Source organism: Actinoallomurus sp. CA-142502, from assembly GCF_050936355.1.
Classification (GTDB): domain Bacteria; phylum Actinomycetota; class Actinomycetes; order Streptosporangiales; family Streptosporangiaceae; genus Actinoallomurus; species Actinoallomurus iriomotensis.
In genome coordinates, this window is sequence record NZ_JBNJMY010000001.1 from 7,906,396 (window position 1) to 7,918,779 (window position 12,384).

Here is a 12,384-nt window from a genome sequence, read left to right on the forward strand (position 1 = left end):
TGTGCCTCCTTTATCGACGTTCTCGCGCTCGCCGCCGTAGCTGGTCGAAGAAGACCGCGACGACCAGTACGGCCCCGACCGCGACATCGAGCCAGAACCGCTGTGCCCCGAGGATGATCAGACCGTTGCGCAGGACGCCGGGGATCAGCACGCCGATCACCGTGCCCGCGACGGTGCCGACGCCGCCGAACAGGCTCGCGCCGCCGATGACGACGGCGGCGATCGCGCTCAGGTTGTCGGACGTGTGGCTGGCGATCGTGGTGGTCGTGTAGTGCGCCAGCGACAGCACGCCGGCCACCCCCGACAGGAGGCCGGACAGCGCGTACACCTTGATGAGGTGCCGGTCGACCTTGATGCCGACCCGGCGTGCCGCCTCGGCGTTGGACCCGATCGCGTACGTGTGGCGGCCGAACCGGGTGAGCGCCAGCAGCAGCCCGAAGACGACCGCGATGAGCACGGCGATGATGACGAGCCAGGGCACCCCGGCGACCAGGCCGTACCCGATGGCGTTCGCCAGCTTGGCGGGGATCCGGTTGACGTCGCTGCCACCCGTGATGACCTGGGCGAGGCCGAGGGCCACACCGAGGCTGCCCAGGGTGGCGATGAGGGGTGGGATCCTCGCCTTGGTGACGAGCAGGCCGTTCACCAGGCCCCAGCCGAGCCCGCAGCCCATCCCGGCGAGCGCGCCGAGCGCGATGCCGCCCCAGCCCGCGGTCGTGCCGCCCAGGGCGACCATCGTCTTGGCCGCGACGACGCCGGAGAAGACCAGCACGGAGCCGACCGACAGGTCGATGCCGGCGGTGACGATGACGAACGTCATGCCGACCGCGAGGACGAGCAGGATGGCCGAGTCGGTCGCGACGTTGCGGATGTTGAAGGTCGTGGCGAACTCGGCCGGCTTGAGCACGGCGAACAGCGCGAACAGTGCGACCAGCACGGCGAGCGTCCACACCGTGTTCGAGCGCAAGAGGGCCGGGATCCGTCCCGTCTCCGTGGTCTCCTCAGAGACGGCGGTCGTCGTCATGCGGCACCCTCCTGGTCCAGTCCTCCGGTCATCGCCGAGACGAGCTGCTCCACCGACGTGTCCGCGGCGGTGAACCGGGCGACCCTGCGGCCCAGCCGCAGCACCTCCACCCGGTCGGCGACGGCGAGCACCTCGGGCATGTTGTGGCTGATCAGGACCACCGTCACGCCACGGTCGCGGACGCGCCGGATGAGGTCGAGCACCTGTTTTCGCTGGACCACGCCCAGCGCGGCGGTCGGCTCGTCCATGAACACCACCCGCGACGCCCACGCCACCGCGCGCGCCACGGCGACGCACTGACGCTGCCCACCGGACAGCTGCCGTACGGGCGCGGACATGTCGGGCAGCCGGATGCCGAGCTCGTCGAAGGCCTCCGCCGCCCGCCGCCGCATGACGCCCCGGTCGAGCACGTGGAGGAACGAGAACCGGGTCGGCTCGCGGCCGAGGAAGAGGTTCGCGGCGGCGTCGAGGTCGTGGGCGAGCGCGAGGTCCTGGTAGACGGTCTCGATGCCGAGCCGCTGCGCGTCGACCGGATCGGTAAGGTGCACCGGGCGGCCGTCGAGGAGGATCTCGCCGCCGTCGGGCCGCAGCGCGCCGGCGAGCGTCTTGACCAGAGTGCTCTTGCCGGCGCCGTTGTCGCCGATGAGCGCGACGACCTCACCCGCGTACGCGGTGAAGGCGGCCCCTCGCAGGGCCTGGACATGACCGAAACGCCTCGTGACGCCTCGTGCTTCGAGCAGCGGTTCCGTCATGTGCACCTTCCTGGCTAGGGCGGCGGCAGCTCCCCGGAGCCGCGGACGATGAGGTGGGTCGGCAGCACCACGCGTTGCGGGGGCAGTTCCTCGCCCGCCATGCGGCGGCACAGCAGCTCCGCCGCGCGGCGGCCCATCTCCACGGGCTGGTGTGCCACGACGGTCACCGGCGTGGCGAGCATGTCGGCGAGCTCCAGGTCGTCGAAGCCGACCAGCGCCGTGCCCGCGCCGGCGGCCTGGACGGCCCGCAGCGCGCCGACCGTCAGCCGGTTGTTGCCGGTGAAGACGGCCGTCGGCGGGTCGTCGAGGGCGAGCAGCTCCGCCATGGCCGACTCGGCGCCGGCCACGTCGTGCCGGCCCGGACGTACGAGGGCCTCGTCCACGGGCACGCCGTGCTCGCCCAGCGCCTCGCGGTAGCCCCGCAGGCGCTCGCTCGCGGTGAAGATGCCGGGCAGGTCGGACAGGCAGGCGATGCGGCGGTGGCCGTGCCGGACGAGGTGGTCGACGGCCGTACGGGCCCCGCCGACGCTGTCGATGAGGACGACGTCGGCCTCAAGGGCCTCCTCGGGCGGGCGGTCGATGAAGACCGCGGGGGTGCCCATGCTGATCTCGGGGATCAGGTAGCGGTGGTCGGTGCCGGAGGGCACGACGAGCAGGCCGTCCACCCGGCGCTCGCACAGCGACCGGATGAGGTGGCGCTCCCGCGCGGGGTCCTCGTCCGAGCAGCCGGAGATGACCAGGAGGTCGTGGGCCCGCGCGACCTCCTCGACCCCGCGCGCGATCTGGGAGTAGAAGGGGTTGGCGACGTCCTTGATGACGAGCCCGAGGCTGCGGGTGCGCTTTCCGCCGCGCAGCGCGCGGGCGATGTCGTTGCGGCGGAAGCCCAGCGCGGAGATGGCGGCGTTGACCTTCGCGGTCGTGTCCGGCCGCACGCCGTCCTCGCCGTTGACCACGCGCGAGACCGTCTTGAGGCTCACGCCGGCACGCCGGGCGACGTCACGCATGGTCGGCCGCATGGGCTCCCTCAGGACTTCGGCTGGACGGGGCGTCGAGACCGCCGACCGTGAGAGACTGCCCGAACCCCGCACCCGCGGCCGGCGAGGGTCCCGGGCGATCTCTCAGGACGACAACGTTGTCATCTCATCTCCGTACGCCCGGCGTCAAGCCCGCGGCCCGACCACGGCACGAACCGGCCGCGTGACTCCGGCCCCGCCTCCGAGCCGGTCTCAGAGCCGGTCTCAGAGCCGGTTCAGAACGGGTGCAGGTCCGGGCGCTTGGCCGTGAGGCCGTCGCCGGACGAGCGTCCCTGCAGGCGCCGCTGGATCCATGGCACGAAGTAGGTCCGCGCCCACTCGATGTCACCGCGCCGCGAGGTCAGCCAGTCGACGGGCGGCGCCGCCGGCCAGGGCTCGCGCCAGTCGCCGGCGGCCTCGATGCCGAGCGCCTCGCAGGCGGCCAGCGCCACGCGCCGGTGCCCCTCCGGCGACAGGTGAAGCCGGTCCGGCGCCCAGGCCCGCGGGTCCAGCAGCGTCCGCATCGACCACAGGTCCACCACCCGGCAGTCGTGCCGGTCCGCGATGGAGCGGACGTGCAGGTTGTACATCGCCGCCTTACCGCGGATCCGGCGCAGCACCGGCACGTCACGCGTGTCGAAGCCGGTGAAGAGCAGCACCTCGGCGCCGGTCGCCCGCAGCCGCCGGACCGCGTCCTCGAAGACGACGGCGAGCCGGTCCGGATCCGCACGCGGGCGCAGCAGGTCGTTGCCGGCCGCGGCGAGCGTGATCAGGTCCGGCCGCAGCTCGACGGCGCGCGGTACCTGCTCGGCCACGACCTGGCCCAGCAGCCGCCCGCGTATGGCGAGGTTGGCGTAGCGCAGGCCACTGGTGGAGCTTGAGGCGGAGGCGGCGAGGTGCTCGGCGAGCCGGTCGGCCCAGCCGCGGTAGCCGCCGGCGGGATCCGGGTCGTCGAGGCCCTCGGTGAAACTGTCACCGAGGGCCACGTATGAGGAGTACGTCGATTCGGAGTCGGTCACGTCCATCAATGATGCATGACGCCGCCTCCCGGCGATCACAGCCCCTCAGTTGTTGATCGGCACTCCCCGGCCGCGCATCGACAGGGCGTGCTCGACCAGCGTGATGAGCGTCGCCTTGGTGGACTCGCGGTTGCGCGCGTCACAGGTGACGATCGGCACGTGCGCGCCGATCGTGAGCGCGTCGCGGATGTCCTCGATCGTGTGGGTGTAGACGCCGTCGAAACCGTTGATGCCCACGACGAAGGGCACCCCCGACTCCTCGAAGTAGTCGACCGCGGCGAAGGAGTCGGCGAGCCGGCGCGTGTCCACCAGGACCACCGCGCCGATCGCGCCCTTCACCAGGTCGTCCCACATGAACCAGAACCGGTGCTGTCCGGGCGTGCCGAACAGGTAGAGGATCAGCTCCCGGTCGAGGCTGACCCGGCCGAAGTCCATCGCGACGGTCGTGGTCGTCTTGTCCGGAGTGGAGGACAGGTCGTCGACCTCGGTGCTGGCCGCGGTCATGACGGCCTCGGTGGTCAGCGGCATGATCTCTGACACCGAACCGACGAAGGTCGTCTTCCCCACACCGAAGCCTCCCCCGACAATGATCTTGACCGAGGTCATTCCGGGGGAGGCGCCCGGATTAGAGCTTGCGAAGTCCACTGAGAACCCTTTCCAGCAGCTGGAGGTCAGGCTGCCCCTCAGTGAAGGGAGACTGATGCAGGCGTAGCAGGCCTTCGTGCGCCATGTCCGCGATCAGCACACGGGCCACGCCGAGCGGCAGTCTGAGCAGGGCCGACACTTCCGCCACCGAACGCCAGTTGCGGCACAGATCGATGATGGCTTTGTACTCGGGGGTGAGAGTCGTGATGTCGTGCCGCGGATACGGAGCGACCGAGATCAGCGCCTCGATCGGCAGGTCGTACCGTGGCTTGGTGCGCCCGCCCGTGACCGCGTACGGCCGGACCAGCGAACTGGAGTCTCCCGCTTCCGAGGGCGGCGACGAGGGCGGCCCCGGCGGCGGGTCTCGGTGCGGACCGGGGTTCGACCCGTGCTGGGGGCCGAACCCGTAATTCCCGTACCTGCCGCCGTCCACCCTTAACCGATCCCGGGTTCGGCGCGGAGCGCGGGCGTCAGCACGCGGCCCACACGCTCGACGAGCAGTGCCATCTCGTATGCCACCAATCCCATATCGCAGTCGGGTGCGGCGAGGACGCCCAGCACGGAACCGTCGCTGATCGCCATCACGAACAGCAGCCCGCGTTCCATCTCGACGAGCGTCTGCGTGACCGCACCGCCCTCAAAGATACGGGCCGCGCCCTGGGTGAGACTGGTCAGTCCCGACGCGATCGCGGCGAGCTGATCGACACGGTCGGCCGGGAAGCCTTCCGAGTACGCCATCGGCAGACCGTCGGAGGAGACCACCACGGCGTGCGCGACGCGCGGGACGCGTTCGACGAAGTTCGTCACCAGCCAACTGAGGTCCTGGCGGCTGTTCACTGGTTCTCCCGTTCATCATCTTCGGGCTGGATCGCGGCGCGACCCTTCCGTACGCCCTGCTGGAAGCTCGCGAAACGGTTCCGTACGGTTTCCGCCTGCGGCGGGCGGGATTCCATTCTGGGTGCGGGCTGCGCCGGCTGCGCGGCCGGCCCCGGCGCGGCCGGCCCCGGCGGGGCCGGCCTCGCCGAGCCGACCGATCCGGGGATCCGGTTGCTTCCGGGTACCCGTTTCGGCAGGCCGGCGCTGGTCTGCCCGCCGGTGGCCGGCGCGCGGATCGCCTCCGCGGCTCGCCACCCGTCATCGCCGGGCGAGGACCACTCTCTCGGCGGAGCGGTCTCAGCACGGCTCGTCGATCCCGTCTTACGCCGTTCGAACCATTCCGACTGCATTGCCTCGAAGATAGGGGAGCGTCCGTTGTTCTCGGTCACCGAGCGGCGTTCGCCGAACGCCGGGCCCGCCGATTGGGGCTGCGCCTGGGGCACCGGCCGGGGCGGCGGCGGCTCCTGCGGCGGCCCCGGAGGCGGGCCGGACCTGGAGGGCGGCACTCCCTGCGGACGCGACGAACGCGACGGGGCGGTCGGACCGGAGCCGCGGCCGGGCGGTGACGTCGGCGCCGCCTTGCGCTTGGGCAGCGGCGTGCCGTGGGACCGCAACGGCTCGCGCGGCGTGTCCGGTACGGGCGGCCGCCCGCTCTCCCCCGGCCGCCCGTTCTCGCCGGGCCGCCCGGTGTCCCCCGGCCGGCCGATCTCACCGCGGACGGCCGGCGGCTGAAGGGGCTGCACGGGCTGGACCGGCTGGACCGGCTGTAGGGGCTGCGAGACCGGGCCGCGGTCCAGCGACGGACCGCCGAACGTGTCGAGCCGCTGCGGGCGCACCTTCTGCGGGTCCTGCATGATCGTGTTCGGGGCGAGGATGACGAAGGCGGTCAGGCCGCCGGACAGCGCGGCGCGCAGCTCGACCCGGATGCCGTGCCGCTGCGCGAGGCGGCCGACGACGAACAGGCCCATGCGCCGGGAGACCGACACGTCGATCGTCGGCGGGTTGGCCAGCCGCCAGTTGGCCTCCTCGAGCTCCTCCGGCGACATGCCGACCCCGCTGTCGGAGATCTGGAGCATGGCCCCGCCTCCGCTGAGCAGGTGTCCGGACACCGCCACCTTGGTGTGCTCGGGCGAGAAGGAGGTGGCGTTCTCCACCAGCTCCGCCACGAGGTGGACCAGGTCGTTGACGACCCGGCCGTTCACCGAGACCTCGTCCTGGATCCGCAGCGTGATCCGCTCGTACTGCTCGACCTCGGACAGGGACGCGCGCACGATGTCCACGAGCGCGACCGGCTTGTTCCACCGCCGTGCCTGCTCCTGGCCGCCGAGGACCAGGAGGTTCTCACAGTTGCGGCGCATGCGGGTCGCCAGGTGGTCGAGCTTGAAGAGGCTGTCCAACCGGCCGGAGTCCTGCTCGCTCTGTTCGAGGTCCTCGATGAGCCGCAGCTGACGTTCGATCAGCGACTGGCTGCGGCGGGAGAGGTTGACGAACATCGCGTTGACGTTGCCCCGCAGCATGGCCTCGTTGGACGCCAGGCGTACGGCCTCGCGGTGGACCTCGTCGAAGGCCCGCGCGACCTCACCGATCTCATCGGTGGAGTCGACGTCGATCGGCTCGACGTCGAAGCCGACCTGTTCGACGTCCGGCTCACGCAGCCGGCGGACGAAGTCGGGCAACCGGGTGCCGGCCACGTCCAGCGCGCCTCCCCGCAGCCGGCGCAACGGCCGGACCAGCGACTGGGCGACGATGACGACCGCGAAGACCACGAGCAGCAGTACGACGAGCAGCAGGCCGCCGATGAGCAGTGCCGACCGCTGCGCCTGGCTCTTCAGGCTGTGGCTCTTGTCCAGCAGGTTGTGCACCAGCTGGTCCTCGACCGCGCGCATCTTGTCCGAGCGCACGGTCATGTCGTTGAACCACTTGCGCGGGTCGGAGTTGACGCCCATGCCGGCGAGTGACAGGTCGGCCGACTTGCCCGCCTGCGTCACCGCCTGCTGGCGGATCAGCTCCGCCTGGTCGACCTCGGGTCCGGCGACCGTGTCGGAGTAGAACTGGGCCTCCGCCGGCGTCGCGTCCGCCTGGAAGGCCGCGATGTCGGTGTCCCGCTGGCTGCGCGCCGCCTGGAACTCCTGGTAGGCGCCCGGCTGGAACCCGCCGGCCGCCAGCGCGACCGAGAGGAAGCCCCGCTCCCTGGCGGAGTCCTCCTTGGCCGCGGCCAGGGAGTCGAGCGCGCGGGACTCCCTGGCGAGGTCGGAGTTCGAGCCGTCCTGGGCGATCTGCTCGTTGAAGTTCAGCAGGTCCGTGACGAACTCGCTGTACTTGTCGATCGTCGCGTCCGCGGGAAGCTTGGTCTGCGTCGCCTCCGCCCGTAGGCCGCTCAACTGACTCAGCCGGTTGAGGATGTCGCGCACCTGGGTCCGGGTCTGACTCGGGTAGGAGTCATCGATGCCACCGGCCTGGGCGCGCACCCCCTGGACGGCCGAGTCCACCTGCCCCTCAACGTGTTGCAGGTCGCTCTTGCTCGCGCTCTTCCCGGACGATGCCACGTACAGGGCCGTCGTGTCGCGCTCGGCCTCGAGCGCGTGCGTCAGCACGCTCAGCTTGTCACCCAGTGCGGCCAGCCGCTCGATACGGCCGAACGTCGACGCGTTCGCCAGGGCGCTGTTGACACGCAGGCCCGCGAGCACGCCCGCCACGATGGTCGGGATGACGATGAGCGCGACGAGCCGGGCGGACACCTTCCAGTTGCGTAGGGCGAAACGTCCGGCCAATCGCCGCTTGGGGCGGCTCGCCGTTTCGTCCATGGGCTGGGACGTGTCCGCGGCGCTCTGCCGCGTCCGATCTCCGTCGCTGTCCACACTACCTTCCGCTGCGTCTCACCGGATCGAACCGTGTCGGGCCTGCCGGACGATGCGAGCGATCGACGGGAGGCAGGTCCGCCGGCCGAGCACGGTTTCGCCTACACAGAGTGGTGTCGCTACCCAAAACGAACCGTCTGCATATATCCGAGGCGATCCTATGTCCCACCTATCTAAATTTCTCTGCTTTCTGCATCATCCTGCCCTGAAGGTGGGCACCGACTGATTTGCGGCCAACATCATTGCCTCCGCCCGTGCTCTACGGCAAGTAGTCGACGAACACTCCCTGCCGAAGAGATCGAAACGAGAGCAATGGTCACAGAGAGTTTCTCGCCGACGACTCACCGGTCACCAAAATGGGGTTCTATTCGTCGTTCACGGGCAGAGGGCGGACCGTAACCCAGTTACCGTACCCAGGCACTACGGAAAGTAACCCCCCGTATCCAGCGCAATCAGCGCTGTAAGGCCCGTACCACGTCATTACGATAGGTTCCCTGCGGGGTCTCCCCACCGTCAGGCCCGAGGCGGCTCCGAACGGAACGCCGGCGGGACGGCGCCGTTCCGCGGCGCGTTGCCACATTCCGCGCACGTCAGGCCGGTATCCACGGCCGTCCAGGGAGTGAGCATTGGCTGACCGCAGTGTCAGGACACCGGTCCCGGCGACGGATTCGATTGCAGGTAGTCGCATCCCCGCCGCGGCCTCGCGAAATGCGAAAAAGCAGCCACGAGCAGGACGGATCGTCCGCGGCGTCGTCGGCGTCGTGATCTTCCTCCTGATCGGCGAGGTGATCGGCCGGATCGGCCTCGTCGACCGTTCCTACCTGCCGCCGTCATCCACCGTTCTGGCACGGGCCGCCCGTCTCATCACGGACGGCGGTTTCCTCCAGGACATCGGCTGGACACTCACCGCCTGGGCCGTCGGACTGCTCATCGCGGCCGTGATCGCGGTGCCCGCCGGCCTGCTGCTCGGCAGCCTGCCCTTCGTGAACTCCGCCGTCCGGATGCTCATCGAGTTCCTGCGGCCGATCCCGGCGGTGGCGCTGATCCCGCTCGTCATTCTGATGATCGCCGAGCAGGCGCAGATCGAGCAGACGCTGGCGGCGTACGCGGCGCTCTGGCCGATCCTCATCAACACGATCTACGCCGTCGGCGACGTCGACCCGGTCCCCCGCGAGATGGCGCGGTCGTTCGGCATGGGCCGGCTCGTGATCCTCACCCGTGTCGCGTTGCCGAGCGTCGCGCCGTTCGTGGCGACCGGCATCCGCGTGGCGTCCTCGATCGCCCTCATCGTGACCATCAGCACCGAGCTGATCGCGGGCGGCGGGGAGCACGGCATCGGCATCTTCATCCTCACCGCGAGCGCCGACGCCGGCCGGGCCGACGTCGTCTTCGCGGCGGCGGGGATCGCGGGCCTGCTCGGGTTCCTCATCGACCTCGCCATGCGCACCCTGGAACGGCGCATGTTCCGCTGGCACTTCGAGCGTCTCGGGAGGGCCGCATGACAGCCTCCACCACCACGCCGGCGGCCGTCGCGGCCGCGCCGCGCAGGACCAGGCCGTTCGGCCGGTCCGGGCCGACGGGGCTGCTCCTGCGGTGGATCGTCTTCGCCGTCGCGGTCGCGCTCTGGCAGCTCGCGACGTACGTCGCGGTGCCCGAGGACGACAAGATGTTCTTCCCCGCCCCGACGGTGATCGCCAAGCGGATGTACGAGCTGTGGCTGACCGGTCCCGCGAGCCACCTCTTCCTCACGCCGGCGGCCACCGGCAACATCCTGCCCAGCATCGGGCGGATGCTCGCCGGCTGGGGCATCGCGGTGGTGATCGGGGTCGGGCTGGGCGTGCTGCTCGGGCGGTCGCGGCGGCTGCTCGACTACGTCGACCCGCTGATCCAGTTCTTCCGCGCCATCCCGTCGCCCGCGCTGATCCCGGTGTTCATCGTCCTGTTCAAGCTCGGCCTGACGATGCGGCTCGCGGTGATCGTCTTCGGGGTGCTCTGGCCGATCCTGCTGAACTCGATCGACGGGGCGCGCTCGGTCGAGCCGCTGCAGCTGGACCTGGCGCGCGTGTTCGCGCTGAAGCGGTTCGAGCGGTTCCGGCTGATCATCATGCCCTCCGCAGCGCCGAAGATCTTCGCGGGCCTGCGGGTCAGCCTGTCGATGTCGATCATCCTGATGGTGATCTCGGAGATGGTCGGCGGCACGAACGGCATCGGCTACACCCTCTACACCGCCAAGGACTCCTTCCAGCTGCCGGACATGTGGTCGGCCATCGTGCTGCTCGGCATCCTCGGGTACACGCTCAACGCGCTGCTGCTCTGGGTGGAGCGGCGGCTGCTCGCCTGGCACCGCGGCGCCCGCCGCGTGGAGCCGTAGGGGTCCCGGACGACGAGAGCGGCCCGCCGGTGACCGGCGGGCCGCTCTTCTCTTTCCGGCGATCAGGGACCGAGGTAGTCGGGATCGGTCATGATCTCGATCAGCGACGGCCCCGGGTGCGTGCGCGCCTTGGCCATCGCCTCTCCGAGCTCGGCGGCCTGGTGGATCCGCTGGCCGAACACCCCGTACCCGCGGGCGATCGCGGCCACGTCGACGCCGGACAGGTCCTTGCCGGGGAACTCGCCGCGCTCGACGGCGGTCCCGCCGTACCGCCGCAGCGCGGCCGCCACGGCCGCGTACGACTCGTTGTTGATCACGACGAACGTCACCGGGATCTGGTAGCGGGCGGCCACCCAGAGGCCCTGCGGCCCGAACTGGAACGCTCCGTCGCCCAGCACGGCCACCACCTCGCGCTCCGGCAGGCCGAGCTTGACGCCGAGCGCGGCGCCCATCGCCCAGCCGAGCGACCCCGAGGACGTCGTGTAGTACTGGTGCGGCGGGTCCTGCGGAAGCCGCCGCAGGAGGATCGCGCCCGTGGTCGTCGCGTCACCGACGACGGTCGTGTTCTCCCCGACCTGCTCGGCGAGCGCGTCGGCCACCGCGGCGACGTTCTCGACGCCCTCCGGCTCCGGCGGCAGCGGCCCGGTGTCGGCGAGGTACTCCCCGCGCGCCTCGTCCACCCGGCCGGCCCGCGCGGCCAGGCCGTCGCGCGGGAGCGCCTCGAGCAGCGCGGCCAGCGCCAGTCCCTCGTCGGCGACGATGCCGGTGTCCACACCGTAGATGTGACCGATCTCGGCGGCGTCGGAATGGATGTGGACGACGCGGGCGCCCTCGGGCACGTCGGGCCGTACCGGCGTCTCGAACTCGGTGAAGCAGCGGCACCCGGCGAAGACGATCAGGTCGCTGTCGCGCACGGTCGCGCGGCGGGCGTCGTACAGGCCGGCGAAGTTCGGGTGGGACGTGGGGAAGCCCGGCCGCTCGTAGGTCCGCCGGTCCTCGTTGACCACCGGCACGCCGAGCCGCTCGGCGAGCGCGATCAGGTCGCCGACGGCCCCGTGCCGGGCGACCTCCGCCCCGGCCACGAGCAGCGGGCTGGCGGCGGAGGCCAGCAGCGCGGCCGCCTCGCGGATCAGCTCCGGGTCCGGGGCCGTACGCGCGCGGGGACGGTACCGCTGCGGGTCGGGCACCGGCGCGGTGCAGGTGTCGTTCATCAGGTCCTGCGACAGACCCACCCATGTCGGCCCGGCCGGCTCGGTGAGCGCGAGCCGGAAGGCGCGGTTGAGATCCGCCGGGATGTCCTCGGTCCGCAGTGACTGCCACTGCGCGCGCACATAGGGCTCGACCAGGCGGCCGGTGTCCGGGACGCACGTGAAGCTGCGGTGCGACTGGAGGAGCGCGGGTTTGAGGCCGGTGAGCACGACCACGGGCGAGTGCGCGAGCCGCGCGGCGTTCAGGTGGCCGAGGCTGTTGGCCAGGCCGACGTGCGTGTGCAGGTACGCGACGGCGGGCTCGCCGGTGACCCGCGCGTATCCGTCGGCCGCCGAGACGGCGATGGACTCGTGCGGGGTGAGGACGACCTCGAAGTCCGGGTGATCCAGCGTCGCGTCGAGGAAGGCCGCCTCGGTGCTTCCCGGGCAGGTGAAGACGCGGCGCACGCCCCAGGCGCGCAGCGTCTCGAGCACGGCGCGCCCGCCGCTGCGGCCCGCCCCGGTCACGCCGTCCTCCCGGCGGCCGGTACGGACCGGTGGTCCGCACGGCCGTGGTTCGCCTGGAGTCGGTGACGAAGCGTCGCCGGGCGGGCCGGCGTCGGGACGGAAATCGGTGGG

The 12,384-nt window shown here is 71.2% G+C and carries 11 protein-coding genes; 2 read left to right on the forward strand and 9 right to left on the reverse strand.

Annotated elements, in window-relative coordinates; translation table 11 throughout:
• Positions 1 to 10: 10 nt before the first annotated feature.
• From ACQEV1_RS36970 to ACQEV1_RS37005, 8 genes are all read right to left on the reverse strand, one after another.
• The gene (locus ACQEV1_RS36970) at positions 11 to 1,024 is read right to left on the reverse strand and encodes an ABC transporter permease (protein WP_285576351.1); all 1,014 of its coding nucleotides are present in this window, start codon (positions 1,022 to 1,024) and stop codon (positions 11 to 13) included.
• A complete protein-coding gene (locus tag ACQEV1_RS36975; RefSeq protein ID WP_285576350.1) occupies positions 1,021 to 1,776 on the reverse strand; it encodes an ATP-binding cassette domain-containing protein in 756 nt (251 codons plus the stop codon). The genes ACQEV1_RS36970 and ACQEV1_RS36975 overlap by 4 nt, the downstream gene beginning before the upstream one ends.
• Before the next feature lie 14 nt (positions 1,777 to 1,790).
• Positions 1,791 to 2,792, reverse strand: a complete 1,002-nt coding sequence (locus ACQEV1_RS36980; protein WP_285576349.1) for a LacI family DNA-binding transcriptional regulator — start codon at positions 2,790 to 2,792, stop codon at positions 1,791 to 1,793.
• Positions 2,793 to 3,025: 233 nt separating this feature from the next.
• Complete coding sequence (locus ACQEV1_RS36985; protein ID WP_285635944.1) at positions 3,026 to 3,814, reverse strand: SGNH/GDSL hydrolase family protein; 789 nt, start codon at positions 3,812 to 3,814, stop codon at positions 3,026 to 3,028.
• A 39-nt stretch (positions 3,815 to 3,853) separates the two neighbouring features.
• Positions 3,854 to 4,414: a GTP-binding protein gene (locus ACQEV1_RS36990; protein WP_285576347.1), complete on the reverse strand. Its 561-nt coding sequence runs from the start codon at positions 4,412 to 4,414 to the stop codon at positions 3,854 to 3,856.
• 19 nt (positions 4,415 to 4,433) lie between these two features.
• Complete coding sequence (locus tag ACQEV1_RS36995) at positions 4,434 to 4,886, reverse strand: DUF742 domain-containing protein (protein WP_285576346.1); 453 nt, start codon at positions 4,884 to 4,886, stop codon at positions 4,434 to 4,436.
• A gap of 2 nt (positions 4,887 to 4,888) precedes the next feature.
• Positions 4,889 to 5,290 carry a roadblock/LC7 domain-containing protein gene (locus tag ACQEV1_RS37000; protein ID WP_285576345.1) on the reverse strand — a complete coding sequence of 134 codons (402 nt, stop codon included), beginning with the start codon at positions 5,288 to 5,290 and terminating at the stop codon, positions 4,889 to 4,891.
• Positions 5,287 to 8,133 carry a sensor histidine kinase gene (locus ACQEV1_RS37005; RefSeq protein ID WP_433400559.1) on the reverse strand — a complete coding sequence of 949 codons (2,847 nt, stop codon included), beginning with the start codon at positions 8,131 to 8,133 and terminating at the stop codon, positions 5,287 to 5,289. The genes ACQEV1_RS37000 and ACQEV1_RS37005 overlap by 4 nt, the downstream gene beginning before the upstream one ends.
• A gap of 815 nt (positions 8,134 to 8,948) precedes the next feature.
• Here ACQEV1_RS37005 and ACQEV1_RS37010 point away from each other — a divergent pair.
• On the forward strand, positions 8,949 to 9,689 hold the full coding sequence (locus ACQEV1_RS37010; RefSeq protein WP_285635941.1) for an ABC transporter permease: 741 nt from the start codon (positions 8,949 to 8,951) through the stop codon (positions 9,687 to 9,689).
• Positions 9,686 to 10,558, forward strand: coding sequence for an ABC transporter permease (locus tag ACQEV1_RS37015; RefSeq protein WP_285576341.1), 873 nt, complete (start codon positions 9,686 to 9,688; stop codon positions 10,556 to 10,558). Before ACQEV1_RS37010 ends, ACQEV1_RS37015 begins: the two co-directional genes overlap by 4 nt.
• 62 nt (positions 10,559 to 10,620) lie before the next feature.
• Here ACQEV1_RS37015 and ACQEV1_RS37020 read toward each other — a convergent pair whose 3' ends face one another.
• Positions 10,621 to 12,273 carry a thiamine pyrophosphate-binding protein gene (locus ACQEV1_RS37020; protein WP_285635940.1) on the reverse strand — a complete coding sequence of 551 codons (1,653 nt, stop codon included), beginning with the start codon at positions 12,271 to 12,273 and terminating at the stop codon, positions 10,621 to 10,623.
• Between the last annotated feature and the right edge of the window lie 111 nt (positions 12,274 to 12,384).